Source organism: Thomasclavelia cocleata (assembly GCF_900102365.1).
GTDB lineage: Bacteria > Bacillota_I > Bacilli_A > Erysipelotrichales > Coprobacillaceae > Thomasclavelia > Thomasclavelia cocleata.
On sequence record NZ_FOIN01000038.1, the window covers coordinates 1 to 26,062 of the forward strand.

Consider the following 26,062-nt stretch of genomic DNA (forward strand, 5'->3'; position numbering starts at 1 on the left):
ATAATCCCTAACGTTGATCATATAAGCAAAAAGAATAATTCTTAACAGCATTCCCTTATCATATCCCTTTCTACCCCGGTGACTGACATTTTTAATATATTTAGAACAGTTCACTCCTTCCATCACCTTTAAGAAAGAAACAACCTCATCATCTGGATCAATAATTGTTCCAATATTCATTGGCAAAGATACCTGAATTGCGTTATAATGAGTAATGTAATTAGATTGTGAAAAAGTCGTTGTTTCCATGATCTAATTATACCAAAAAAGACAATATTTCTCAGCAACTCACTGAGATATTGTCTTTTTTGTTTTGGAACTTAACTATTTTATTTCGTTACAGCCCCTTTTCTTTCGTGAAAGTATTTTTTTACTAGGTATATTTATTATATGTGGATAAATTTTAAATATGAGCGAATTTTATTAAAATTTAACATTTTTTACTTTTTATAAAAAAAAGCGTTAAAATGCTTATTTTTTTGAATTTTAATATAATTTATGATATAATAACGATATATTTTTATAAAAAAGAGGATAGTTATGAAAAAAATTCAAATTAGAGATGAATATATAACTTTAGGACAGTTTTTAAAGTTTGTAGGCTGTGTTTCAAGTGGTATTGATGCAAAAATGGTTATTAAAGATGGATTGGTTCTAGTTAATGGTGAAGTTGAAACTAGAAGAGGAAAAAAACTTCGAAATGCTGATCAAATAGAATTCAATGGGGAAGCTTTTATTATTGATTAATGATAGTTAAATCGTTAAGTTTAAGTAATTTTCGAAATTATAATCGTCTTTTTATTGAGTTTAATCAAGATATTAATATCTTGATAGGAGACAATGGTCAAGGTAAAACAAACTTGATAGAAGCTATTTATTTATTGTCAGTAGGTAAGTCTTTTAAAACTCATATCATTAAACAAATGATTATGTTTGATTATGATTTTGCTAAAGTAAAAGGTGAAGTTATTTCCAATAATAAGAAACGTTATTTAGAAATAATTCTTGGTAATGATTTTAAAAGAGCTAAAATTGATGATCAAGACATTTATAAGATAAGTGAGTATGTTGGTCTTTTAAATGTAGTAGTTTTTATTCCTGATGATTTATATTTAGTAAAAGGAGGTCCACGTAATCGTCGCCGTTTTGTTGATTTAGAACTTTCGAAGATATCACCAATATATGTATTTAATTTAAGTAAATACAATAATTTACTTAAAGAAAGAAATAAGTATTTAAAAGTATTGAATAAAAAGAATATAAATAGTGATGAATATTTAGAAGTTCTTGATGAGCAGTTAGCTAAATTACAAGTAGAATTAATTAAGAAACGAATTAATTTTATTAATAAATTAGGTGAAAAAGTTAAATTAATTTATCAGATGATTTCTAAAAAAGATGATGAAATAATTGATTTATGTTATCTTTGTTTTCTTAAAAATGAAATAAATTATGAAAATATTTTATCAATGTATAAAAAGAATCATCAACGTGATATTCGTTATATGCAAACTCATATTGGTATACATAAAGATGATTTAGGAATTTATATGAATGGAAATATTGCTGATTTATTTGCTTCGCAAGGACAGCAAAGAACAATTGTATTAGCTATGAAGGTTGCTTTAATCGAGTTAATTAAGGATGAAATTGGAGAATATCCAGTTTTATTATTGGATGATGTATTATCAGAATTGGATGAAACAAGAAAAAATATGCTATTAGATATTTTAAATCAAAAAATTCAAACTTTTATAACAACTACTTCAATTGATGGAATTAATCATCAAATAGTAGAAAAAGCGAAAAAAATCTATATTAAAAGCGGCAAGGAGGTTACGTAATGTCAGAAGAAAAAGTAGAACATAGTTATGATGAATCCGATATTCAAGTCTTAGAAGGTCTTGAAGCAGTTCGAAAAAGACCAGGAATGTATATTGGAACAACTTCAATTAGAGGATTACATCATTTAGTTTGGGAAATAGTTGATAACTCAATCGATGAAGCATTAGCAGGATATGCAAGTCATATCCGTGTAATTTTAAAAGATGATGATGTAGTGCAAGTAATTGATAATGGAAGAGGGATGCCTACAGGAACTCATGCTAAAACTGGAATTTCAACTGTTGAAACCATTTTTACAGTATTACATGCTGGTGGTAAATTTGGTGGTGGCGGATATAAAGTATCTGGTGGACTTCATGGTGTTGGTGCTTCAGTTGTAAATGCTTTATCCCAATGGCTGGAAGTAAATGTTCATCGTGAAGGTCATGAATTTTATCAACGTTTTGAAAATGGTGGAAAACCAGTAGGTGAATTAAAAATTATTGGTGATTCAGATATTACAGGGACAATTGTTACTTTTAAAGCTGATAAGATTATTTTTAAAGAAGGTACTGTTTATGATTATGATACGCTAAGACAAAGAGTTAGGGAATTAGCATTTTTAAATAAAGGGCTATGTTTATCATTGGAAGATCAGCGTAATGGTGCAAATCGCAAACATGAATATTATTATGAAGGCGGTATTAAAGAATATGTAGCTTATATTAATAAAAATAAAACTCCAATTCATGAAGAAATCATTTATGTTGAAGACATGCAACAAGAAATTACAATTGAAGTTGGTATGCAGTATAATGATGGATATCAATCAAATATTTATTCATTCTGTAATAATATTAATACTCATGAAGGAGGAACTCATGAGGAGGGATTTCGTTTAGCTTTAACACGGGTTATTAATAATTATGCTAAAAGTAAAGGCTTTTTAAAGAAAGATGAGGAAGCTTTATCTGGTGATGATGTTCGAGAAGGTTTAACAGCTATAATTTCAGTTAAACATCCAGATCCTCAATATGAAGGACAAACAAAAACTAAATTAGGAAATGCAGAAGTACGTAAAATTGCTAGTAATATTATAAGTTCATCATTAGATAAATTTTTATTAGAGAATCCTGATACAGCAAAAATTATTATTGACAAAGCAATTGTAGCTTCGAGAGCAAGAATGGCTGCTAAAAAAGCTAGAGAAATGACAAGAAGAAAAAATGTTCTTGAAGTTTCTAATTTACCAGGAAAACTTGCAGATTGTTCAAGTAAAGATGCTAGTGAGTGTGAAATTTTTATTGTCGAAGGGGATTCGGCTGGTGGTAGTGCTAAAATGGGGCGTGATCGTCGAATTCAGGCTATTTTACCATTACGTGGTAAAATTCTAAATGTTGAAAAATCAAGATTAGAAAAGATTCTTGGTAATGCTGAAATTCGTTCAATGATTACTGCTTTTGGAACAGGAATTGGTGAAGAATTTAATCTTGATAAATTAAGATATCATAAAATTGTTATTATGACCGATGCTGATGTTGATGGTGGGCATATTAGAATTTTAATGCTTACTTTCTTATATCGTTATTTAAGACCATTAATTGAAAATGGCTTTGTTTATGCAGCTCAACCACCTCTTTATTTACTAAAACATGGTAAAGATGAATATTATTGTTATAGTGATGAAGAATTAGATGATTTAAAAACTAAAATTGGAACTGGTGCTAAATATAGTATTCAGCGATATAAAGGTCTTGGAGAAATGAATGCTGAACAACTTTGGGAAACTACCATGGATCCTGAAAAAAGAATATTAAATCAAATTGATTTAGATGAAGCTATGGAAGCAGATATGGTATTTGATATGTTAATGGGTGAAAAAGTAGAACCTAGACGTGAGTTTATTCAAGAAAATGCTAAATACGTCACTGATTTGGATATTTAATAAAGGAGATAAATAATGGAAGAACGTGGAATTAGAAAAGTTAAATTAACATCTGAAATGAAAAACTCTTTTATGCAATATGCAATGTCTGTTATTGTAGCAAGAGCCTTACCTGATGTTCGAGATGGTTTAAAACCAGTTCAAAGAAGAATTGTTTATGGAATGAGTGATTTGGGATGTACTCCAGGAACACCATATAAAAAATCTGCTCGTATTGTTGGAGAGGTCATGGGGAAGTATCATCCTCATGGAGATTCTTCTATTTATGAAGCATTAGTTAGAATGGCTCAAGATTTTTCTTATCGTTATATGTTGGTTGATGGTCATGGTAATTTTGGTTCAATTGATGGTGATGGTGCAGCTGCGCAACGTTATACTGAAGCAAGGATGTCAAAAATATCTAGTGAATTAGTTCGTGATTTAAAGGAAGATACAATAGATTTTATTCCTAACTATGATGGTGAGGAGCAAGAACCAGCAGTTTTACCGGCTCGTATTCCTAATTTATTAATTAATGGTTCAACTGGAATAGCAGTTGGGATGGCAACAAATATACCTCCTCATAATTTAGGTGAGGTTATTGATGCAATTTTAGCTGTAGCAAAAAATCCTGATATAACAATTATGGAATTAATGGAAAATTATATTCAGGGACCTGATTTTCCTACAGGAGGTTATATTTTAGGAAAAAGTGCAATTAAAAAAGCATACGAAACTGGTAATGGTTTGATTATAATGAGGGCAAAAACCGAAATAGAAGAAAAGGGTAATAAAAAAGTAATTGTTGTTACTGAAATTCCTTATATGGTTAATAAAGCTCGAATGATTGAAAAAATGTCACATTTAGTTAGAGAAAAGAAAATTGAAGGAATTACAGAAATTCGTGATGAATCAAATCGTGATGGTATTCGAGTAGTTATTGAATTACGTCGTGACATCCAGCCAGAAGTAATTTTAAATCAATTATATAAATTGACTTCTTTACAAACAACTTTTGGTGCTAATTGTATTGCATTAGTAAATAATGAACCTAAAACATTAAATTTAAAGGAAATGATAACTTTATATCTTGAGCATCAAGAAGAGGTTATTAGAAGAAGAACAAAATTTAGACTTAATAAGGCAGAGGAACGAGCTCATATATTAGAAGGGTTAAAGAGAGCTTTAGATCAAATAGATGCAATTATTGAATTAATAAGATCAAGTCGTACTACAGAAATTATTCAAACTAGATTAATGGATGAGTTCAATATGTCTGATAAACAAGCTAAAGCAATAAGAGAAATGCAGTTACAACGTTTAGCTGGATTAGAAAGACAGAAAATAGAAGATGATTTGAATAAGTTATTAGAAATTATTGCTGATTTGAAAGATATTCTTGAAAATAGGGAACGTTTGTTATCAATAATAAATGATGAATTAGAAGAAATAAAAAATAAGTATGGTGATAAACGTCGTACGGAAATTATTCAAGGTACTTTTGATTTGGAAGATGAAGATTTAATTCCAATAGAAGATGTTATTATTTCCCTTACAAATAATGGATATGTTAAAAGGATGCCTGTTGATACATATAAGAGTCAAAATAGAGGTGGTCGAGGGGTTAAAGGAATGGCTACTAATAGTGATGATATAGTTACTTCACTTATTAATATGTCAACTCATGATGATCTTTTGTTCTTTACTAATTTTGGTAAGGTTTATCGTTTAAAAGGATATAATATACCAGAATTTGGAAGAGCTGCTAAAGGGTTACCTGTAGTTAATTTATTGAATTTAGATAAAGGTGAAAATATTAAATCAATGATTAGTATTAATCGTAAAGAAGTAGAAGAAAATAGTAATTATTATTTGTTCTTTGCAACTAAAAATGGTTTAGTAAAAAGAGTATCAATAAATGAATTTGAACGAATTCGTCAATCTGGAAAGATTGCAATAAGTTTAAGAGATGATGATCAATTAGTTCAAGTTAAATTAACTAGTGGTGAAGATCAAATTTTAATTGCTGCTTCAAATGGTAAATTAGTTAGATTTGAAGAAATGAATGTTCGACCAATGGGACGTAGTGCTAGTGGTGTGAAGGGAATTAATGTTGATGGTAGTGAAGTTATTGGTATGACTACAGATAAAGAAGGTCAATATATCATGGTTGTTACAGAACGTGGATATGGTAAAATGTCTCCATTAGAAGAATATCGTTTGTCTAATCGTGGTGGTAAAGGAGTTAAAACTATTAATGCAACTGAACGTAATGGACAGATTGTAGCATTACGAGCTGTTAATGGTGATGAAGATTTACTAATTATTACAGATGATGGGATTATGATTCGTTTACCAATGGAGCAAGTTAAAACTGCAGGACGTGCTACTCAAGGTGTACGTTTAATTAAGGTTAATGATGAAAATAAAGTTTCTTCTGTTGAAGTTGTAGAAAAAGCAATTGAACAAAATGAAGATGATAGTGAAGTTGAATAATTAATTATATATAAAGCCTCTAGTAGACAATAGTTATTGTTTATTAAAGGCTTTTTTAATAAGAATCTTAATTTGTATGAATAAAATATATATTTTTTACATAGTTCAAATTTTTTTTATTTAATAAATATAGAAGAAAAAAGACAATAAAATATAATTTAGAATAAATTTATTGAAACAATACTATTTAATATATTATAAATTACTACTTTGAATAATAAGATATGAAAAAAAAGTTTGAATATTTTCATATCTTATGTTAATAATATGATACAAAGGAGAGATTATTATGAAATATGTTCAATTGAAAAAAATGTTTCATATTAATGAACATGAGAGTAATGAATTGTATTTTAGACGGTTTAATGGCGAAACTACCAATAAACTTGGAATAAAATTAGATAATGGTTATGAATGTTTTTATTTGATTAATGAAGAGATACTTTCTTTAATTGATAAAATATATATGATCAATACATGGCTAGAAAAAATTATGGCTTCTGATGTTTTACCAAATTCAGCAAAGAGCTATTTGATTGTTAGTACTCTTATTGAGGAAATAAAAAGTTCTAATCAAATGGAAGGTATATATAGTACTCGAAAAGAATTAAAGGATATGATAATAAAAAAGTCTCCTAAAAAATATAAAAGATTTTCTGGAATGATTAATAAATATGAAAAACTAAGAAAAGAACAATTTATGCCATTAAATTCTGTATCTGATATTAGAAAATTATATGATGAAATACTTCTTATAGATGTAATTAAAGAAGATGTAAAAGACAAACCTGATGGAGTGATATTTAGAAAGGGAGCTGTTGAAGTTTGCTCTGGTACAAAAATTATTCATAAAGGGATTGTAGGAGAAAATAATATTATTGAAATGATTGGAAATGCATTAAAAGTAATTAATGATGAAAATATTAATCTTTTTATTAGAGTAGCAGTATTTCATTATTTATTTGAATATACTCATCCATTTTATAATGGTAATGGTAGAATGGGACGTTTTTTAGCAAGTGGGTATTTATCAAATTATTTAAATATACTATCTGCTCTTCAACTATCTATAGCTTGCAATCATAATAATAAGAAATATTATGATGCATTTGCATTAACAAATGATATTAGAAATAGGGGAGATTTAACAGTTTTTATAATTTATTTTTTGGAAATATATTTATCTGGTTTAGAAGAATTAAAAGATCAAATTGAAAATACTATAAGTACATATAATCATATGTTGAAAAAAATATGTGATTGTGTTGATAATAAGTATGAGATGCTAATTAAATTGATTTTACAGATTACTTTATTTGGTGTTGAAGGTTTTGAAATGTCTCAACTAGTGAAAATAACTAATTATACTGAACAAACAATTAGAGCAATGATTAAAGTTATTAATGAAAAATATAATATTATTAAGATTGATAAACAGCATAAACCATATAAATATAGTATAGATCTTGATGTTGTTTCTAAATTAGAATAATTTAAAATAAGTCATGATTTATTTATGATTTATAGAGATTTGGATTTTTTGTTGATAATAATAAACAAATTGAACTATATAAGGGTACCTAATTTTAGGTACCCTTAAAAATCATAAGTTTTTACATATTTTATCTTTAAGAGAATCAGATAATTTTTTATGAGATACATCTTTTTTTATTTTAAGTAATTCTCTTTGCCATGTTTTATCTAATTGATAAATAAAAAATTTTAAGTTAACTTATATCATCATCAACATCATATTTTTCAATACATTCATAATAAAATTTTTTTCTTCATCAAATATAGTTATTGGAGGAATGTCATAATCATGTTCAAATAATTTGATAACTCTACCATTTCCATTTGCAAATAGATGAATATTTTCAAAATGAGTTTCCATAAAACAGTTATCACTATTTATTTTAATTTCACTCACTAAATCTGTGATATCGTCTTCTACCTCATAGGAACCTACTTCGTTCTTGCTGGTAATATAATCATGTTTTTTAAATTCTCCGTTCTCCTCTTTCATATTTTAGTTCGTCATATGTTCCTTTTACTAATTCGTGATGAATTTCTTTAATCAAATCAACACTTAGTTTTTCTTTATTAATTATTTTATTACGTAAATATAAGTAACAAGTTTTTTGATTTTGATTTATAAATAAATTTTTGATATCACCTTTAAAATTTGTTACTTTTCCATTTTCAAATACTTTCCTTGTATCATGATATGTGACTTATGGCATTTCTATATGATTAAAATTATATGCAAATAAAATTTTGTAATACATTATCTAAATCACTAGTAGTTTTAATATCTTTTTCTTTCCATAATTAGATTATTCTTTTTGTGTTTTTTGTCATGATTACATTCCTAATGATAAATTTTATATATATCAGTAAATAGATTATACTATAAAGATGGTAAATATAATTTTTTAGGCAGTTAATTTAAATTTTTTATGAATATAATAAGTGAATTCTTTTTAAAAAGTATTGTGGGAGTATAAAAAGAATGATATTCTGATTTTGTTATATAGGAATGTAATTAAAAGTTTCTATATTTTTGTAGTAACAAAGAAAGGCAAGGAGATGTGAAAATATGTTTAAAGCTGTAATATTTGATATGGATGGAGTACTTGTGGATAGTGAACCAAAAAATTTGGAACAACTTAAAGGATTTTATGAGAGCTATGGAATTGAAGTAGATGATGCATTTATGCATTCATTAGTAGGTAGTTCTCATACATATACATATAAAGAAAGTATGCGTGTTATGAAATTAGATTGGCCAATTGATAAATTTGAGAAAGAATTTAATACTTATTGTCAGACACATTCTTATGGATATGATAGTGTTTTAAACCCTGGAGTTAGGGAAATATTAATTTGGTTAAAGGAACATGGATATAAAACAGCAGTTGCTTCTAGTTCTACTATGTATCAAATCCAAACAATGGAAAGTGTATGCAATCTTATTGGATGTTTTGATCAATTGTTGAGTGGAGAAATGTTTAATGAAAGTAAACCTAATCCAGAAATATATTTAACAGCTGCAAAAAAGTTGAATGTGAGACCAGAAGAGTGTATTGCTGTTGAAGATAGCAAATATGGGATAGCTGCAGGTAATGCAGCTGGTATGAGAGTACTTGCATATGCAGATGATCGCTATGGAGTTGATCAAAGTAAGGCATATGCAAAAATCTATAAAATGCAGGATATTAAGAAGTATCTTAAAGATTAGAAATAATGTAATTATCAGGTTAAGTAAATTTAGAATTATTAATAGAATATTGTTTAAAGTTCAAGAAAATTTATGTGTAATTCTTTGAATTAATCATATTTCCTGGGGAATAAGGATAATTATTTGTACTTAGATTAAACAAATATATATAGTTTCTAGTTTAAAAGCTAATGATTAAAAGAGAAACATCATGATAATAATTGAATAAGGTAAATAATTATTGTATAATTTTAAAGAATATATAAGCAAGGGAGAATTAAAATGATTGATATTGCGATATTAAGAGAAAATCCAACCTTAGTTAAAGAAAATATGAAAAAGAAATTTCAAGATACTAAGATTGGATTAGTAGATGAGGCTTACAAATTAGATAAGGATTATCGAGAAGTTTTAACTAAAGCTAGTGAATTAAGAAGTAAACGTAATAAATTATCAAAAGAAATTGGTCAATTTATGCGTGAGGGTAATAAAGAAGCTGCTGAGAATAATAAAAAGAAAGTTAATGAAATGGCTGATGAGTTAAAAAAATTAGAAGAGTTAGAAGAACAATATGGTAGTGAATTAAAAGCTATTATGATGAAAATTCCTAACTTTATTGATGAATCTGTACCACTTGGAAAAGATGATAGTGAAAATGTTGAAATTACTAAATATGGTGATCCAGTAATTCCTGATTATCCAATTCCATATCATACTGAAATTATGGAACAATTTAATGGAATTGATATGGATGCAGCTGGTAGAGTAGCTGGTCAAGGATTTTATTATTTAATGGGAGATATTGCACGTTTACATTCAGCAATTCTTTCATATGCTCGTGATTTTATGATTGATCGCGGTTTTACTTATGTTATTCCACCATATATGATTCGTAGTAATGTTGTTACTGGAGTAATGAGTTTTGAAGAAATGGATAGCATGATGTATAAAATTGAAGGGGAAGATTTATATTTAATTGGTACTTCTGAACATTCAATGATTGGAAAATTTATTGATAATATTTTAGAAGAAGATAAATTACCATACACTTATACTTCATATTCACCATGTTTTAGAAAAGAAAAAGGGGCTCATGGAATTGAAGAACGTGGTGTATATCGAATTCATCAGTTTGAAAAACAAGAAATGATTGTAGTATGTAAACCAGATGAAAGTAAAATGTGGTTTGAAAAGCTATGGAATAATACAGTTGATTTATTTAAATCTTTAGATATCCCTGTAAGAACTTTAGAATGTTGCTCTGGAGATTTAGCAGATTTAAAATCTAAGAGTATTGATGTTGAAGCATGGTCACCAAGACAAAAGAAATATTTTGAAGTTGGTTCATGTTCTAACTTAACTGATGCTCAAGCTAGAAGATTAAATATTAGAATTAATGGTGAAAATGGAAAATATTTTGCTCATACTTTAAATAATACAGTAGTAGCACCACCAAGAATGTTAATTGCATTTCTTGAAAATAATTTGAATGAAGATGGAAGTGTTAATATTCCTAAAGCATTACAACCATATATGGGTGGAAAGGAAAAGATAACTAAATAGTTATCTTTTTATCTATATGAAAACATTATATATTAGTGATTTGGATGGAACTTTATTAAATAGTCAAGGGAAAATTAGTAACTACAGTATTAAAATAATTAATCATTTAATTGAGCAAGGGATGATTTTTACATATGCAACTGCTCGTTCTTTGGTTTCTGCAACACCTGTTACTAAAGGATTAACAAAAAATTTACCTCTTATTATTTATAATGGAACTTTTATTGTAAATGGTCAAAGTGGAAAAATTATACATAAAAGTGTATTTAATCATTTACAAGTTGGGGTAGTTAAACAAATAATGGAATCAAATGGATTGAAACCAATGGTATATGCGCTAATTAATGATAAAGAACGTGTTACAATAATTAATAAAGATTTACATGTAGGTATAAAACATTATTTAAGTAATCGTCAAAATGATTATCGAATTAACTTAACGTTAGATGAAAACAGTTTATATCAAGGTGAAGTATTTTATTTTACAGTTATTGGTGATTACATAGATTTACAGCCAGTATATGAAGCATTAAAAGATTATTCTGATTATAATATTACATTCCAACAAGAAATTTATCGTAAAGAATATTGGTTAGAAATTATGCCAAAAACTGCTTCTAAAGCAAGTGCAATATTAAAATTAAAAGAATTATTAGATTGTGATGAGGTAGTATCATTTGGAGATGCAGTTAATGATTTACCAATGTTTAAAATATCTGATAAATGTTATGCTATGGCTAATGCTGTTGAGCAGTTAAAACAACACGCAACTGCAGTAATTGAAAGTAATGATGATGATGGTGTAGCTCATTGGCTAAATAATCATTTTATTAAATAAGTTTATGATAATATTAGAATTAATTATATGACTATTTAGTTGATTATTTATTAAATAGTCTTTTTCGATTATAAACTATTACTAATAAGATTTTTTATGTATAACATATTTTGCATTTCAACTTAAATATATGCATCTTAGTAAAATTAGATAGGTAAATAAATTATAATATGGTAATGTAATTGTAAAGGAGTGATTTGGTGAAGATAATCATTGAATGTGAGAAAGATAATCAATTTGAGATTGTAATTCGTTGTAATAAGATAGATGATGAGGTGAGAAAAATTATTTCTTTATTTGAAGATAAACAGTTTATTATTGGAAAGTTAGATAATCGTAATTATCAAATTAAAATAGATAATATTTATTATTTTGAAGTTAATGAAGATAGATCTTTTATATACTGTAAAGATAAAGTTTATGAAACAAATTTAAGATTATATGAGTTAGAAAAACAACTAGATGAACAATTATTTGTTAGAATAAGTAAATCAATAATTCTAAATTTAAATAAATTAGATAGTATTAGAACTTTATTAAATGGTCGATATGAGGCAGTATTAATTAATGATGAGCGGTTAATTATAACTCGTCATTATGTTAGTAGTTTTAAAGAAAAATTTGGAATGTAGGTGATATAATGACAAAAATTAAAATGTTTAAATCTTATATGTTGACTACATGTGTTTCATATACCTTTGTAATTTTATTGCAAACATTATTATTTTATTTAAATCATGAAAGTATGACTAATGATTTAATTATAATGATATTTATTATTTGTATAATTGTTAATTTATTAATTAATATTACTCATTATTTAGAATTGTCTGAGTGGTTGACTAATATATTATCAGTTACAGAAATTACTTTAGTCGTATGTACTTTTAACTATCTTTATGGATATACTAATAGTTTTATTCAGTTTGATAATTTTATTGGTGTTTTAACTATGTCAATAATAGTATATTTTATTGTAAGGACAATAGTTTTTATGAAAAATAGTGAAGATGCTAAAAAAATTAATGAAAGATTAAAAAGAAACCGAGGTTGCAACTAATAGTTGCTTAAAAATAAGTCAATGTAATTTAAAATTGGTAGTTTTATTTTAAGATTTTATGTATAGTGGTGATATAAGAGGAGGATGAATATGAGTAAAGTTATTGAGATAAAAAATCTAACTAAATGCTATGGTGAGTTAATTGCATTAGATAATTTTAGTTTAGATGTTTATGAAGGGGAGATTTTAGGATTATTAGGACCTAATGGTAGTGGTAAATCAACTACTATCAATACTGTTTTATCATTATTGAAATACGATTCTGGGTCTATTAAGATTTTTAATAAAGAGATGAGTCCAACTGCTTATGATATAAAAAGTATGATTGGCGTAGTTTTTCAAGATGTAGCGGTGTTTGAAGAGTTAAGTGTAATTGAAAATATTGATTATTTTTGTGGACTTTATATCAAAGATAAAAAAATACGTGATGAATATGTACAAGATGCAATAAATTTAGTAAGTTTAAATGAATTTACTAAATTTAAACCAAAAGAGTTGAGTGGCGGATTATTAAGAAGGTTAAATATTGCATGTGGGATTGCTCATAAACCTAAATTAATTTTTTTAGATGAGCCTACTGTAGCTGTTGATCCTCAAAGTAGAAATAATATTTTAGAGGGGATAAAACGTTTAAATGAATTAGGAGCAACTATTGTTTATACTACTCATTATATGGAAGAGGTTGAACAACTATGTAATCGAATTGTTGTTATGGATAAAGGAAAGGTAATTGCTTCAGGAACTAAAGATGAATTGAAAAATATGATTAGTTTAGGTGAGAAAATTACAATTGAATTAAAAGAAATAAATGAAGTATTTATTGAGCGACTTAAAAAAAGTGATCGAATAATTAATATTGAAATTGAAAATAATATTGTTCGTATTTCTTATAATACAAAAGAAGATAATTTGAGTAGACTAATTGACTATGTTCGAGAAAATAATGTTAGTTATACAAGTTTATTTAGTGAACGTCCAACACTAAATGATGTATTTTTAGAATTAACTGGAAAAGAGTTAAGAGATTAATGTTTTTACATTTTTTTAAATATCAGTTTAAAACATTATTTAGAAACAAGATGGTAATATTTTGGACGTTAGTATTTCCACTTGCATTAGCAACTTTCTTTAATTTAGCTTTTTCTAATTTAACTGCTAGTGAAGAATTTGAAACTGTTAATGTTGCATTGGTTGAAGAACAGGAGAATATTTATTTTAAAGATACATTAAAGGGATTAGAAAAAAGCGATGAGAAGTTGATTAACTTACAAATTACGAGTTTAGATAAAGCTAAACAATTATTAAAAGATGAAAAAATTAAAGGTTACTATGTTGTTGATGAAGATATTAAGCTGATTGTAAATAATACTGGAATAGATGAAACAATTTTAGAGAGTATTGCAAATGAATATAACAGTACAATGAGTACAGTTGAAAATATTGCGAGATTAAATCCAATTGCCTTACAAAATAATATCTTAGATGCAGTTAATTTATCAAAGAATAATTTTGAAACTCAGAATATTGGAGGAAATACAGATTTAACTGTTATATATTTTTATACATTGATTGGGATGAACTGTTTAAATGCTAGTTTTTGTGGTTTAAGAACAACTAGTCAGATAGAAGCCAATCTTTCAAGGCAGGGGACTAGAATTGGAATTTCTCCGATTTCAAAAATAGTAACAGTGTTATCAGGTATAATATCAGCCTTTATTATTCAATTTGCTATAATGATGATTTTAATGGCTTATTTAGTTTTTGGATTAGGAATTGGTTTTGGTGAGCAGATTGGTTATATTATTCTCTTGATTGCGATTGGATGTTTTACAGGAGTTGGATTAGGAAATTTTGCTGGAAATGCTTTAAAATTTAAAAAAGAGGATACAAAGATCTCATTTTTATCAAGTTTTTCACTTGTTTTATCATTCTTTTCTGGAATGATGATCATTGATATTAAGTATTGGATGCAAATAAATTTACCGTTTTTAACTTATATTAATCCAGTAAGTTTGATTACTGATGGACTTTATGCTTTATATTATTATGACAATTTGAATCGTTATACAACTAATATGATTTGTTTATTTGTTATTGGTGTTCTTCTGATATTAGGATCATTATTTTTTACAAGGAGGAAACAATATGACAGTATATAAAAAATATTTAAAAATAGCTAGTACTTATGCTTTATTGATTTTAACTTATTCTGCTATTTTTCTTGGATTAGCTATTTTTGCTGGAACTTATAATTCTACTTCAACTGATTATGAGTCAATGGATGTTAAAGTTGCAATTGTGAATAGAGATAAAAATACTGAATTAATTAAAGGTTTTAAGGAATATATTAAAAATCATGGAGAATTAGTTAGTTTAAAAGATAATGATGAAGCTTTACGTGATGCTTTGTTTTATCGTAATGTTGATTATATTATGATTATTCCAGAGAATTATACTAATGATTTTATTGAAGGTAAGAATGTTTCAATTGAAACTATGGATTTGCCAGATTCATATAATAGTATTTATAGTAAGAATTTATTAAATAAGTATTTAAATACTGCGAATATCTATTTAAAAGCTGGAATTAGTGATAAAAATTTAACAAAATTGATTAAAGAAGATTTAAATAAAAATATTGAAGTAGGTATGTTAGATAAGCAAAATGATATAGATTTTTCAATGCCTGCAACGTATTATAATTTTTCTAACTACATGTTAATTACATTAACAATGGTAGTTATAACAATGATTATGATTTCATTTAATGAAGAAAAGATTAAAAGAAGAAATTTAATTTCACCAGTAAGTTATAAAAGTATGAATCGTCAATTAATGTTGGGTAACTATACAGTTGGATTAGCTATTTGGTTACTATATGTAGGGTTTAGTTTTATTCTTTATAAAGATGCAATGATGACTTTAAATGGAGTATTTTTGGTTATTAATTCATTAGTTTTGATGATTTTTATTCAAGCATTTAGTTTTATGATTGCTAAATTTACTAGTAATCGAGAAATTTTAAGTGGGGTTGGTAATGTTTTTGGTTTAGGTTCAAGTTTTATTTGTGGTGCATTTGTTCCTCAAAATATGTTAAGTCCGTTTGTTTTAGGATTAGCAAAATTTTTACCATCTTATTGGTTTATAAAAGCAAATAATGAAATTATTAAATTAGTAGATTTTAGTTTTAATTCAATACAGCCAATCTTGATTGATATGTTAATAGTTTTGATTTTTGCTTTGTTAGTATATATAGCTACTCAAATAATAACAAGACTGCGTTTAAAAAAATAAGTAGGTGATTAAATGAATTTAGAATATTGTGAAGCAGTACCAAAGGATGCTAAAAAAATAATTGATTATTTAAATAAAGTTGCTGGGGAAAGTAATAATTTAACTTTTGGTTTAGAAGATTGTAATTTAAATGAAGTAGAGGAGATGCAATTAATCAAAGAAATTCATGAAGATCCTAATTCTTTAATGATTGTTGCTAAAGATGGTTTAAAAATAGTTGGTGTAGCTTCTTTGAGTGGTAATAAAAAGAGAAGATTGGCTCATCGAGCAAATATAGGAGTAAGTGTTTTAAAAAATTATTGGCATCTAGGTATTGGCAGTAACTTAGTAGCAATTTTAATTGGTTATGCAGTTGAGTCAGGAATTGAAGTAATTGATTTAGAGGTAGTTACAAGTAATGAATATGCAATTGCTTTGTATGAAAAATATGGATTTGAGATTATTGCAACATATAAAAATTTTATGAAAATTGATAAAGAATATGTTGATGCATATCTTATGAATTTATATTTATAATTAAAAATTTTATAGTTATTATTGAATTTATAGTTTAGATGTTATATAATCATATTTGCCATTACAATAGGCGGCTTCGAACCATGTCAGGACCGGAAGGTAGCAGCATTAAGAATAACCGTCTATGTGTAGTGGCTTTTTTAAAGGAGATTTAATATGGATCAAGATACTAAATATATGGATTTGGCTTATCAAGAAGCTTTAAAATGTCTAGATAAGGATGAAGTTCCTGTTGGGGCTATTATTGTTAAAGATAACCAAGTTATTGCATGGGGACATAATCTTCGTGAAACAACTAATTTAGCAACTGCACATGCTGAAATTATTGCAATTAATATGGCGTGTGATAAATTGAATTCCTGGTATCTTGATGAGTGTACTTTATATGTAACATTAGAGCCATGTGTAATGTGTTCTGGTGCAATAATTAATAGCAGAATAAAAAGAGTCGTTTTTGGGGCATTTGAAAATAGATGGTTAGCATTAACAACCATTTGTAAAGCTAATACGCCAGTTAATCATTATCCTGATATTATAAGTGGTATATTGCAAGAAAAATGTTCTAAGATAATAAAGGAATATTTTAAAAGTAAAAGAAAAAAGTAGTTTAAATGATTAATCTAGATGATACTGAGTGATTCAATTATAATAAGTTGAATCTTTTTTAAATTAAATTATCTTTTTTTATATTATATAGTATAATAAGTAGGAATGAGGAGTGATTAATAATGTCATATAAAGCTTTATATAGGTCGTATAGACCTCAAACTTTTAAAGAAGTAGCAGGTCAAGAACATGTAGTAACGACTTTACAAAATGCAATTAAAGAAAATCGTATTTCACATGCTTACTTATTTGCAGGTCCTAGAGGAACTGGAAAAACTACAGTAGCAAAGTTATTAGCAAAGGCTTTGAATTGTACAGGAGAATATCCTCCATGTGATACTTGCTCTAATTGTAAAGCAATTTCTGTTGGTGAACATCCAGATGTTATTGAGATTGATGCTGCTAGTAATAATGGAGTTGATGAGGTAAGGGACTTAATTGATAAAGTTAAATATGCTCCAATTAATGGAAAGTATAAAGTTTATATTATTGATGAAGTTCATATGATGTCAACAGGCGCTTTTAATGCATTACTTAAAACATTAGAAGAGCCCCCTGCACATATTGTCTTTGTTTTAGCTACTACTGAACCACATAAAATATTACCAACTATAATATCAAGGTGTCAAAGATTTGATTTTAAAAAGGTAGAAGATACTGATATTGTTGGTAGATTAGAGCATGTATTAAAATCAGAAAATAAAGATTATCAATTACCTGCTTTAGAACTAATTGCAAAATTAGCAGAAGGTGGTATGCGAGATGCATTAAGCATTTTAGAGCAGTGTTTAGCATATAATAATGTTTTGTCTGTAGATAGTGTTAATATGGTATATGGTTTATTATCTATGGATAGTAAGATTTTATTTATTAAGAAGTTATTATCTAAAGATTTAAAGGGAGTTTTAGAGTCTTTAGAATATATGTTGAGTACTAGTATTGATATTAAAAGACTTACTTATGATTTAATAGATGTATTAAAGGATATAATTATTTATAAAAATACTGAGGATATAAATATATTATTTGTTTTATCAAAAAAGGATATAGATAATTTAGCTCCTTATATTTTAGTGGAGGAAGCTTTTGAAATAATTGACATTTTAATTGATGCTAGTAGTCATTATAGTTTATCCTTAGATGCTAATACATATTTTGAGCTAGCAATGTTAAAAATATGTAATAAAGTTAAAGGTGAAAATAAAAGTGATATAGAGACTGAAATTATTGTTGATACAATAAAAAAAGTAAATCATATAAATGAATTAGAAAAAGATAGTGAAATAGTAGAAAAAAAGAATTTAGATGAAGTTGATCAAACAAAGTGTGAAATTGAAGAAGTTACTGAAGGAATAATAGAATCGGTTATAAAAAATAATGAAAGCGAAACTAATACTTTAGACAATACAATTTCAACTAATAAAAAAGAGGAAAAATTGAAGATAAATATTGAAATATTATTTGATGATATTTTAAATATTTTAGTTCAAGCAGATCGAAAAATACTTAATGAGATAAAAGAAAAATGGCCAGTTATTGCTCGTTATAGATTTAATTTAAATACAGCAAAATACGCATCAATGTTATGTGATGGTATTCCAGTTGCTGCTGCAAAAGGTGGTATTATTATTGCTTTTGAACATCAACCTAATGTAAATGAAATAAATGATACAGAAAATTATTATCAATTAAAGAATTTTCTTCAAGAAATTTTAGGATATAGTTATGATTTTATAGCAGTTAAAAATAGTGAATGGCCAAATATGAGAAATAGGTATATTGAAATGAATAGGTCTAAGACTCTTCCTCAAGCACAACCCATTGTATTACATCATATTGGGGTGTTTCAATCTAATAATGAAGAGTTAAATGAGGCACAGACATTAGCACTTGAATTATTTGGTGAAATTGTTGAATTTGAAGAATAAAGGAGGTTTCATATGAATTATCCACAATCTTTTCAAGATTTAGTTGATTGTTTTAAACGCTTACCTGGAATTGGCGGAAAAAGTGCTGAGCGATTAGCTTATTATATTTTATCTATGGATAAAAGCTATGTTGAAGAATTTTCTGATTCGATTAAAAATATACAAGAGAGTATCCATTATTGTGTGAAATGTGGTCATATATGCGAAGATGAATTTTGTGATATATGTAAAGATAAAAACCGTGATCAGGATACTATTTGTGTTGTTGAGGATTCAAAAGATGTTTTTGCAATGGAGAAGGTAAAAGAATATAATGGTTTATATCACGTATTGCATGGAACAATGTCAATTTTGGATGGTAAAACTATAGAAGATTTAAATGTAAATTCTTTATTTGAGCGGTTAGATGATTCTATTAAAGAAGTAATAATCGCTACTAATCCAACTCGTGAAGGAGAAACTACAGCTTTGTATTTAGCAAAGTTATTAGCTAAAAGAAATATTAATACAACTAGAATAGCTAACGGTTTACCAATTGGAAGTAATATTGATTATGCAGATGAATTAACGTTATTAAAATCACTTGAAGGAAGAAAGAAAATTTAAACCGCTCATATATTTATGTAAGAGGTGTTTTATGTGCGTAGATTTATAATAGCTTTAATTAAATCATTTATGATTATATATATATTAAATATATTTACTAATAATTATTTTGGTTATAATATTCTAAACATCTTTGTTTTGATGATGTTAGGATTTCCTGGGATAATTATAATTTATCTTATATCTTTTTTATAAATAAAGGCAATAGATCAGTAAATCTGCTGAAAACATTGCTTTTTTTATTAATAAAAATATTTATGAGATTATAATGTAATTTTTAATGAGTTAAACCTACTGATTTACTATTATTTTTTCAGTATTGTCAGAAATTTATATCAGCAAAATTTTATTTTTTAGCACTTGTTATAATAGAGTGCTAATCAAGTATTAAATTGTATCAAAGTACTACATATGTTATAATCTGTTATAGATTATTTTGAATTAAAATGTGAAAGGAAAATATGATGAAAGGTAAGTTTATTACGTTAGAAGGACCTGATGGAAGTGGTAAAACTACTATTTCAAAAATAGTATATGATAAATTAAGTGCAGAAGGTTATAAAGTTTTATTGACAAGAGAACCTGGTGGAATAGACATTTCTGAACAAATTAGAAATATAATTTTAGATAAAAAAAATATTACAATGGAAGCTAGAACTGAAGCTTTATTATATGCGGCAGCAAGAAGACAACATTTAATTGAAAAAGTAAAACCAGCTTTAGATGATGATTATATTGTAATTTGTGATCGTTTTGTAGACAGCTCATTAGTATATCAAGGAGTAGCAAGGAAAATTGGGATAGATGAAGTTTATCAAATGAATTTATTTGCAATTGGTGATATTATGCCTGATTTAACTATTTTTTTTGATATTCCTTATGAAGTAGGGTTAGCTAGAATTGAAAAGAATGCTCGAGTTGTAGATAGACTTGATTTAGAATCAAAGGAATTTCATAAAAAAGTATATGAAGGTTATATGATTATTTGTGATAAATATTCTGATCGAATTACTAAAATTGATGCTAATAGAACAATTGAAGAAGTTGCTGATCAGGTTATTGCTGTTATAAAGAGTGAATTATGAGAGAATATCTAAAGAAAAATCAGCCAATTTTTTATAATCTAATAAATAATGAATTTTCACAGGAAAAAATACCACATGCTTTTTTATTGGTTGGTAATAATACTGAGAAACCTTTAAATTTTTTAGCAATGTCTTTGATTTGTGATGAAACTTTAGCTTGTATGAAGTGTAATGATTGTCGTAAAGTTTTAGAGAATAAGTATGGGGATATACTTAAATTTAATGGGAAAGATATTTCAATAAAAAAAGGTGATATTGAATTAATTCAAAATACTTTTAAAAAATCTTCATTAGAAGGAAAAGTAAAAATATATATAATTGAAAATATCGAATATTCTACTAAAGAAGCTATGAATACTTTATTAAAAATGTTAGAGGAACCAGAAGAGGGGATTTATGCTTTATTTACTGCACAAAATATAAATAGAGTACTGCCAACGATTTTATCACGTTGTCAAATAATTGATATTAAGCCAGATAGTAAAGAAATTATTGTTAAACAGCTTAAAAACGAGAATATTCCAGATGATGTTGCAAATATATTATCATTTTTAACTGTTGATATTAATGAGGCAAGGGAATTATATGATGAAAGATTTGAATTTATGCAAGTACAAGTAATTAACTTTATTGAAGATTTGTATTTTAAGCGTAATAATTTAATTATTAATACACAAACAAATTTATTAAAAAAATATAAAGAGCGTAATGATATTAAATTATTTTTAAATATGTTAGTATTAGCTATGAAAGATGTGTTTCACGTGAAACATCAACAAAAAATTTTATATTCAAAAAATATTGATTTATTCAAAACTATAGATGTTTCAGTAGAAAATTTAATAAAGCAAATTGAACTAGTATTAGAAACTATTTATGTTATTGAAAGTAATGCAAATGTGGCTTTATTGATGGATAGTTTGATGTATAGATTATAGAAAGGATTTATTTATGGAAGAACTTAAATTAGCAAGTGTAAAGTTTAAAAGTGCAGGAAAAGTTTATTATTTTTCTACAGATTTAGAACTTGAAAAAGGAGAACGTGTTGTTGTTGAAACTGTTAGAGGAGTAGAGTTGGGAGAAATATCTCAAGAATTAATGTCTATAGAAGAGTTTAATCTTGATACTGAATTAAAACCTATTTCTCGTAGAGCAACACCAAAGGATATAGAAGATTATGAAAAAAATTTAATAGATGCTAAAGAGGCTTTGATAACATGTAGAGATATTGTTTCTCGGTATGAAGTTGATATGCAGTTAACCAATTGTGAATTTACTTTAGATAAAGCAAAAGTAATATTTATGTATACTTCTGATGAAAGAGTTGATTTTAGAGAATTATTAAAAGAATTAGCTACTGTTTTTCGTTGTCGTATAGAATTACGACAAATTGGACCTCGTGATAAAGCAAAAGTTGTAGGAGGAATAGGAACATGTGGATTACCGCTGTGTTGTACTTCTTTATTTGGTGAATTTAACGGTGTTTCTATTAATATGGCTAAAAATCAAATGCTAGCTATAAATATCGAAAAAATTTCCGGAGCATGCGGAAGACTAATGTGTTGTCTAAAATATGAGGATGAAGTTTATACAATTGAAAAACAGCGTTTTCCTAAAATAGGAAGCCGTGTAAAATATGAAGGTAAAGATGTTAAAGTTCTTGGATTAAATGTTATAAATGATTTAATTAAAATCGATAATAATGGTGCGATTATTTTTGTAGGATTAGATGAAATAACTTTTAATTTGAGTGGTGGTAAGTAATGTTAAATGTGGAAGTAGAAAATTATTTATTAGCCCATAATAATTTAAAAATAATTCAAAGGAAAGATATGTTCAATTTCTCTTTAGATACTGTTTTATTAGCTAATTTTTGTACAATTAATAAAAATGTAAAGAAAATAGTTGATTTTGGTACTAACAATGCTGCAATTCCCTTGATTTTATCAACTAGAACAAATAAAGATATTTTGGGAATTGAAATACAAAAGGAAGCTGTTGAATTAGCAAAGAAAAATATTACTCTAAATAAACTTGATAATCAAATTGAAATAGTTCATGGAGATATAAATGAATATGTTAAAAATGCTTCAAAAGTTGGGTTGGTTATTTGTAATCCTCCCTTTTTTAAAGTAGATGAGGAAAGTAATTTGAATGAAAATGAATTTTTAACTATTGCTCGTCATGAAATTAAGATAGATTTAGAAAGAATTATAAAATCTGCATCAGTTATTTTAGACAATCGTGGTAGATTTTCAATGGTACATCGACCAGATCGAATGATTGAAATTTTAAACTTAATGCAGAAGTATGAAATAGAACCAAAACGAATAAGATTTGTTTATCCTAAAGTAGGTCGTGAAAGTCATGTTTTATTAGTAGAGGGTATTTATAAAGGAAAAAAAGGTTTGAAAATTGAACCGCCATTATACGCACATAATGAAGATGGAAGTTATAGTAATGAAGTAAGAAGAATGTTTGGAGAAAATATTGATGAATAGACAAAAGAGTTTTGAAAATAATCAACCGTGTTTGTATTTAGTAGCTACTCCTATTGGTAACTTGGATGAAATAACATATCGTGCAGTTAAAATTTTACTAGAGGTAGATTATATTGGTGCTGAAGATACTCGGAATACAATTAAATTATTAAACCATTTTAATATAAAAACAAAGTTAATTTCCCATCATGAGCATAATTTATTACATTCTATACCTAAATTAATAAATTTAATGTTAGAAGGTAATAATATAGCATTAGTTAGTGATGCTGGTTATCCAGCTATTTCTGATCCAGGTTATGAATTAGTTAAAGAGGCTATTAAAAATAATATAAATGTAATTCCAATAAGTGGTGCTAGTGCTTGTCTTAATGCTTTAGTTGTTTCTGGCATTGCACCACAACCTTTTTTGTTTTATGGATTTTTAGACCATTTTGATAAAAAAAAGAAAAAGGAATTAGAAAAATTAAAAAATTATGAAGAGACAATCATATTTTATGAATCTCCTCATCGAATTACAAAAACTTTAAAGTTAATATTAGAGATATTTGGGGATCGAGAAATTGCTTTGTGTAGAGAAATAAGCAAAAAGCATGAAGAAGTAATAAGAGGTTTTTTAAGTGAAGTGATTGAAGTATCTAATAATTTAAAAGGTGAAATGGTAATCATTGTTTCTGGTAATAATAATGTAATAGAAGAACAGATTTTTGAACAAACTATTGTTGAACATGTTAATGAATATGTGAATAAGGGAATGTCTGTTAAAGATTCTATTAAAGAGGTTGCTAAATTAAGAAATCTCAAGAAAAATGAAGTGTATGCTGAATATCATCAAAAAGATGAATAAATATTTTTTTAGTTAAAGGTTATTTTTAATGTTTCACGTGAAACATTAAAAATATAAATTTTACTAATTTGTTAAATAAAGGTATTATATAGTTATGAAAGGGTAGGAAAAATGAATGAAATATGAGTATACAATAAAAAATGATAAATTTAATAGAAAAAAGATATTTTATATAGTAATAATTATGATTGTATTTGCAATTATAATAGGTGGTTTATTTTGGTTTATAAATAAAGATAACATATATGATAAATATAATGTATATGATAAGAAAAATAAAGATATTGGAACTATAGAACACTATAAAGATGAAACAGAGAATATTTATATATCATTATATTATCCTAAAACCGAAAGTGAAGATTTTAATAAAATAATAAATCAATATTATAAAAATTATATAAAAGAACAAAAAGTAAGTGAAAAAAGTAAAGATATTTTGTATATGGATTATTCTATTGATGAAGTATATGATCAGTTCATTAATTTAAAACTAAAAATTGAAAAGTTTAATGAGGATGAAAAACTTATATCATCTACAAATAAAATATTTTCATATGATTTAAAAAATAATACATTATTAACTGTTGATGATTGTTTGAGAAATTTATATAAAACATCATTAGCTGGTATTAATGGAATTGATAAAATAAATTACGATAACTCAAATATAAGAATTGAAAAGTCAAAATTAGTTATCTATACAGATGAAAATCTAAAAGAAAAGGTAGAAATAAATTATGCAGATAATAAGGATTTAATTAAACTGGCTAATAAAAATATTCCATCTAATGCACCTATAGATGTAGCTAAACCTACTGCTCAACCTAAAATAGATCCAAATAAAAAAATTGTTGCAATAACTCTTGATGATGGACCACATAAGACAAATACACTTAGAACTATTGAATTATTTGAAAAATATAATGGACGTGCAACATTTTTAATGTTAGGAAAAAATGTTAAATTATATCCAGATATAGTTAAAACAGTTTATGAACATGGTTTTGAAATTGGAAGTCATTCTTGGGATCATCCTGATTTAAGAAAACTAGATGTAGATGGTGTAAATAAGCAAATTGTTGATACGCAAAATGAAATATTTAGTATTACAGGTTTTGAACCTAAAATTATTAGACCTCCTTATGGAGCTACTAATGATATGTCAAAAGAGGTAATTGCTAATAATGGTTTGAAAATTGCTTTATGGAATTTAGATACAGAAGATTGGAAATTAAAAGATGCTAATAAAATAAAGGATGCTATAGTTGATAATGCATTTAATGGAGCTGTTATATTAATTCATGATATACATACATTTACTATAGATGGATTAGAAATGGCATTGGCGGAATTAGATAAACGTGGTTACCAGTTTGTTACTTTAGATACATTAAGTCAATATTTTGAATTAAAGAATGTTTTACGCTAGTTATGACTAGCGTCAGGCTGTTGACAAAAGATGGTATAAAAACTAGTTTTAAAGTTCTTATACCACCTTTTTTTGTTTTTGATTTATTATTTATTTCTTTTTCTTTATATATTTCACTTTTATTGCCCTTTTTTATAAAAACTGGCCTGTCTTTCCATAGCCATCCTGCCATCTTTCTTAAATTATGGCATGCAAAAATAAGCTCTCCCTGATGTTTGTTTTTCCTCAGCCCCCTTAATCGTGTAAATCTTAAATTATGTTTTTCCTTGCACTCTCCAAATACACGTTCTATACTCTCTTTTCTAATTCTATATATCTCTTT

General features: G+C 26.4%; 26 protein-coding genes and 1 other RNA gene. 24 read left to right on the top strand and 3 right to left on the bottom strand.

Annotation, left to right across the window (positions count from 1 at the left end):
• Nucleotides 1–249, bottom strand: a 249-nt coding sequence (locus tag BMW96_RS11175) for a transposase (protein ID WP_472573229.1), incomplete at its 3' end; no start/stop codon positions are given.
• A 291-nt stretch (nucleotides 250–540) separates the two neighbouring features.
• Between BMW96_RS11175 and yaaA the strand changes: the two genes are divergently transcribed.
• From yaaA to BMW96_RS11200, 5 genes are all read left to right on the top strand, one after another.
• Complete coding sequence (gene yaaA / locus BMW96_RS11180) at nucleotides 541–747, top strand: S4 domain-containing protein YaaA (RefSeq protein ID WP_092355882.1); 207 nt, start codon at nucleotides 541–543, stop codon at nucleotides 745–747.
• Nucleotides 747–1,844, top strand: coding sequence for a DNA replication/repair protein RecF (gene recF / locus BMW96_RS11185; RefSeq protein WP_092355885.1), 1,098 nt, complete (start codon nucleotides 747–749; stop codon nucleotides 1,842–1,844). Before yaaA ends, recF begins: the two co-directional genes overlap by 1 nt.
• Nucleotides 1,844–3,769 (top strand): DNA topoisomerase (ATP-hydrolyzing) subunit B, encoded by a 1,926-nt coding sequence (gyrB, locus tag BMW96_RS11190; RefSeq protein WP_092355888.1) that lies wholly within the window; start codon nucleotides 1,844–1,846, stop codon nucleotides 3,767–3,769. Before recF ends, gyrB begins: the two co-directional genes overlap by 1 nt.
• A gap of 15 nt (nucleotides 3,770–3,784) precedes the next feature.
• Nucleotides 3,785–6,244, top strand: coding sequence for a DNA gyrase subunit A (gyrA, locus tag BMW96_RS11195; protein ID WP_092355891.1), 2,460 nt, complete (start codon nucleotides 3,785–3,787; stop codon nucleotides 6,242–6,244).
• A 289-nt stretch (nucleotides 6,245–6,533) separates the two neighbouring features.
• Nucleotides 6,534–7,736 (top strand): Fic family protein, encoded by a 1,203-nt coding sequence (locus tag BMW96_RS11200; protein WP_092355894.1) that lies wholly within the window; start codon nucleotides 6,534–6,536, stop codon nucleotides 7,734–7,736.
• A 240-nt stretch (nucleotides 7,737–7,976) separates the two neighbouring features.
• Here the strand turns inward: BMW96_RS11200 and BMW96_RS11205 are convergent, their stop codons facing one another.
• Nucleotides 7,977–8,270, bottom strand: coding sequence for a hypothetical protein (locus BMW96_RS11205; RefSeq protein WP_092355897.1), 294 nt, complete (start codon nucleotides 8,268–8,270; stop codon nucleotides 7,977–7,979).
• Between the two features lie 573 nt (nucleotides 8,271–8,843).
• On the opposite strand from BMW96_RS11205, the gene BMW96_RS11210 reads away from it, so the two are divergent.
• The 19 genes from BMW96_RS11210 (at nucleotide 8,844) to BMW96_RS11300 (ending at nucleotide 25,740) form a co-directional block, all read left to right on the top strand.
• Nucleotides 8,844–9,485: an HAD family hydrolase gene (locus BMW96_RS11210; protein WP_092355900.1), complete on the top strand. Its 642-nt coding sequence runs from the start codon at nucleotides 8,844–8,846 to the stop codon at nucleotides 9,483–9,485.
• Nucleotides 9,486–9,746: 261 nt separating this feature from the next.
• Complete coding sequence (gene serS / locus BMW96_RS11215; RefSeq protein ID WP_092355903.1) at nucleotides 9,747–11,027, top strand: serine--tRNA ligase; 1,281 nt, start codon at nucleotides 9,747–9,749, stop codon at nucleotides 11,025–11,027.
• 16 nt (nucleotides 11,028–11,043) lie between these two features.
• Nucleotides 11,044–11,865, top strand: a complete 822-nt coding sequence (locus BMW96_RS11220; RefSeq protein WP_092355906.1) for an HAD family hydrolase — start codon at nucleotides 11,044–11,046, stop codon at nucleotides 11,863–11,865.
• A 200-nt stretch (nucleotides 11,866–12,065) separates the two neighbouring features.
• The gene (locus BMW96_RS11225; protein ID WP_092355909.1) at nucleotides 12,066–12,497 is read left to right on the top strand and encodes a LytTR family DNA-binding domain-containing protein; all 432 of its coding nucleotides are present in this window, start codon (nucleotides 12,066–12,068) and stop codon (nucleotides 12,495–12,497) included.
• Between the two features lie 8 nt (nucleotides 12,498–12,505).
• The gene (locus BMW96_RS11230; RefSeq protein ID WP_092355912.1) at nucleotides 12,506–12,925 is read left to right on the top strand and encodes a DUF3021 family protein; all 420 of its coding nucleotides are present in this window, start codon (nucleotides 12,506–12,508) and stop codon (nucleotides 12,923–12,925) included.
• Nucleotides 12,926–13,015: 90 nt separating this feature from the next.
• Entirely contained in the window at nucleotides 13,016–13,954 is a 939-nt protein-coding gene (locus tag BMW96_RS11235) for an ABC transporter ATP-binding protein (protein ID WP_092355915.1), read from the top strand.
• Entirely contained in the window at nucleotides 13,954–15,084 is a 1,131-nt protein-coding gene (locus BMW96_RS11240) for an ABC transporter permease (RefSeq protein ID WP_177165843.1), read from the top strand. The genes BMW96_RS11235 and BMW96_RS11240 overlap by 1 nt, the downstream gene beginning before the upstream one ends.
• On the top strand, nucleotides 15,071–16,219 hold the full coding sequence (locus BMW96_RS11245) for an ABC transporter permease (protein WP_092355918.1): 1,149 nt from the start codon (nucleotides 15,071–15,073) through the stop codon (nucleotides 16,217–16,219). The genes BMW96_RS11240 and BMW96_RS11245 overlap by 14 nt, the downstream gene beginning before the upstream one ends.
• 12 nt (nucleotides 16,220–16,231) lie before the next feature.
• The gene (locus BMW96_RS11250) at nucleotides 16,232–16,735 is read left to right on the top strand and encodes a GNAT family N-acetyltransferase (protein ID WP_092355921.1); all 504 of its coding nucleotides are present in this window, start codon (nucleotides 16,232–16,234) and stop codon (nucleotides 16,733–16,735) included.
• 54 nt (nucleotides 16,736–16,789) lie between these two features.
• An RNA gene (gene ffs / locus BMW96_RS11255) (signal recognition particle sRNA small type) lies at nucleotides 16,790–16,877 on the top strand.
• 14 nt (nucleotides 16,878–16,891) lie between these two features.
• Complete coding sequence (locus tag BMW96_RS11260) at nucleotides 16,892–17,341, top strand: nucleoside deaminase (RefSeq protein WP_092355924.1); 450 nt, start codon at nucleotides 16,892–16,894, stop codon at nucleotides 17,339–17,341.
• A 122-nt stretch (nucleotides 17,342–17,463) separates the two neighbouring features.
• Complete coding sequence (dnaX, locus tag BMW96_RS11265; RefSeq protein WP_092355927.1) at nucleotides 17,464–19,269, top strand: DNA polymerase III subunit gamma/tau; 1,806 nt, start codon at nucleotides 17,464–17,466, stop codon at nucleotides 19,267–19,269.
• Between the two features lie 12 nt (nucleotides 19,270–19,281).
• Nucleotides 19,282–19,875 carry a recombination mediator RecR gene (gene recR / locus BMW96_RS11270; RefSeq protein WP_092355930.1) on the top strand — a complete coding sequence of 198 codons (594 nt, stop codon included), beginning with the start codon at nucleotides 19,282–19,284 and terminating at the stop codon, nucleotides 19,873–19,875.
• 464 nt (nucleotides 19,876–20,339) lie between these two features.
• Complete coding sequence (tmk, locus tag BMW96_RS11275) at nucleotides 20,340–20,960, top strand: dTMP kinase (protein WP_092355933.1); 621 nt, start codon at nucleotides 20,340–20,342, stop codon at nucleotides 20,958–20,960.
• On the top strand, nucleotides 20,957–21,898 hold the full coding sequence (locus BMW96_RS11280; RefSeq protein ID WP_092355936.1) for a hypothetical protein: 942 nt from the start codon (nucleotides 20,957–20,959) through the stop codon (nucleotides 21,896–21,898). Before tmk ends, BMW96_RS11280 begins: the two co-directional genes overlap by 4 nt.
• A gap of 13 nt (nucleotides 21,899–21,911) precedes the next feature.
• A complete protein-coding gene (ricT, locus tag BMW96_RS11285) occupies nucleotides 21,912–22,724 on the top strand; it encodes a PSP1 domain-containing protein (RefSeq protein ID WP_092355939.1) in 813 nt (270 codons plus the stop codon).
• The gene (locus BMW96_RS11290) at nucleotides 22,724–23,461 is read left to right on the top strand and encodes a tRNA1(Val) (adenine(37)-N6)-methyltransferase (RefSeq protein ID WP_092355942.1); all 738 of its coding nucleotides are present in this window, start codon (nucleotides 22,724–22,726) and stop codon (nucleotides 23,459–23,461) included. The genes ricT and BMW96_RS11290 overlap by 1 nt, the downstream gene beginning before the upstream one ends.
• Nucleotides 23,454–24,308, top strand: coding sequence for a 16S rRNA (cytidine(1402)-2'-O)-methyltransferase (rsmI, locus tag BMW96_RS11295; protein ID WP_092355945.1), 855 nt, complete (start codon nucleotides 23,454–23,456; stop codon nucleotides 24,306–24,308). Before BMW96_RS11290 ends, rsmI begins: the two co-directional genes overlap by 8 nt.
• Nucleotides 24,309–24,423: 115 nt before the next feature.
• Entirely contained in the window at nucleotides 24,424–25,740 is a 1,317-nt protein-coding gene (locus BMW96_RS11300) for a polysaccharide deacetylase family protein (protein WP_092355948.1), read from the top strand.
• On the opposite strand, the gene BMW96_RS14540 is transcribed toward BMW96_RS11300, so the two are convergent.
• The coding region (locus BMW96_RS14540; RefSeq protein WP_244881314.1) for a transposase at nucleotides 25,688–26,062 on the bottom strand (375 nt) is incomplete at its 5' end. The two genes, BMW96_RS11300 and BMW96_RS14540, sit on opposite strands and share 53 nt — an antisense overlap.

What these genes read in the sequence shown, in the direction of transcription:
- yaaA (WP_092355882.1), top strand. Translation starts at nt 541, where the DNA reads ATGAAAAAAATTCAAATTAGAGATGAATATATAACTTTAGGACAGTTT.
- recF (WP_092355885.1), top strand. Translation starts at nt 747, where the DNA reads ATGATAGTTAAATCGTTAAGTTTAAGTAATTTTCGAAATTATAATCGT.
- gyrB (WP_092355888.1), top strand. Translation starts at nt 1,844, where the DNA reads ATGTCAGAAGAAAAAGTAGAACATAGTTATGATGAATCCGATATTCAA.
- gyrA (WP_092355891.1), top strand. Translation starts at nt 3,785, where the DNA reads ATGGAAGAACGTGGAATTAGAAAAGTTAAATTAACATCTGAAATGAAA.
- BMW96_RS11200 (WP_092355894.1), top strand. Translation starts at nt 6,534, where the DNA reads ATGAAATATGTTCAATTGAAAAAAATGTTTCATATTAATGAACATGAG.
- BMW96_RS11205 (WP_092355897.1), bottom strand. Translation starts at nt 8,270, where the DNA reads ATGAAAGAGGAGAACGGAGAATTTAAAAAACATGATTATATTACCAGC.
- BMW96_RS11210 (WP_092355900.1), top strand. Translation starts at nt 8,844, where the DNA reads ATGTTTAAAGCTGTAATATTTGATATGGATGGAGTACTTGTGGATAGT.
- serS (WP_092355903.1), top strand. Translation starts at nt 9,747, where the DNA reads ATGATTGATATTGCGATATTAAGAGAAAATCCAACCTTAGTTAAAGAA.
- BMW96_RS11220 (WP_092355906.1), top strand. Translation starts at nt 11,044, where the DNA reads ATGAAAACATTATATATTAGTGATTTGGATGGAACTTTATTAAATAGT.
- BMW96_RS11230 (WP_092355912.1), top strand. Translation starts at nt 12,506, where the DNA reads ATGACAAAAATTAAAATGTTTAAATCTTATATGTTGACTACATGTGTT.
- BMW96_RS11235 (WP_092355915.1), top strand. Translation starts at nt 13,016, where the DNA reads ATGAGTAAAGTTATTGAGATAAAAAATCTAACTAAATGCTATGGTGAG.
- BMW96_RS11240 (WP_177165843.1), top strand. Translation starts at nt 13,954, where the DNA reads ATGTTTTTACATTTTTTTAAATATCAGTTTAAAACATTATTTAGAAAC.
- BMW96_RS11245 (WP_092355918.1), top strand. Translation starts at nt 15,071, where the DNA reads ATGACAGTATATAAAAAATATTTAAAAATAGCTAGTACTTATGCTTTA.
- BMW96_RS11250 (WP_092355921.1), top strand. Translation starts at nt 16,232, where the DNA reads ATGAATTTAGAATATTGTGAAGCAGTACCAAAGGATGCTAAAAAAATA.
- BMW96_RS11260 (WP_092355924.1), top strand. Translation starts at nt 16,892, where the DNA reads ATGGATCAAGATACTAAATATATGGATTTGGCTTATCAAGAAGCTTTA.
- dnaX (WP_092355927.1), top strand. Translation starts at nt 17,464, where the DNA reads ATGTCATATAAAGCTTTATATAGGTCGTATAGACCTCAAACTTTTAAA.
- recR (WP_092355930.1), top strand. Translation starts at nt 19,282, where the DNA reads ATGAATTATCCACAATCTTTTCAAGATTTAGTTGATTGTTTTAAACGC.
- tmk (WP_092355933.1), top strand. Translation starts at nt 20,340, where the DNA reads ATGAAAGGTAAGTTTATTACGTTAGAAGGACCTGATGGAAGTGGTAAA.
- BMW96_RS11280 (WP_092355936.1), top strand. Translation starts at nt 20,957, where the DNA reads ATGAGAGAATATCTAAAGAAAAATCAGCCAATTTTTTATAATCTAATA.
- ricT (WP_092355939.1), top strand. Translation starts at nt 21,912, where the DNA reads ATGGAAGAACTTAAATTAGCAAGTGTAAAGTTTAAAAGTGCAGGAAAA.
- BMW96_RS11290 (WP_092355942.1), top strand. Translation starts at nt 22,724, where the DNA reads ATGTTAAATGTGGAAGTAGAAAATTATTTATTAGCCCATAATAATTTA.
- rsmI (WP_092355945.1), top strand. Translation starts at nt 23,454, where the DNA reads ATGAATAGACAAAAGAGTTTTGAAAATAATCAACCGTGTTTGTATTTA.
- BMW96_RS11300 (WP_092355948.1), top strand. Translation starts at nt 24,424, where the DNA reads ATGAAATATGAGTATACAATAAAAAATGATAAATTTAATAGAAAAAAG.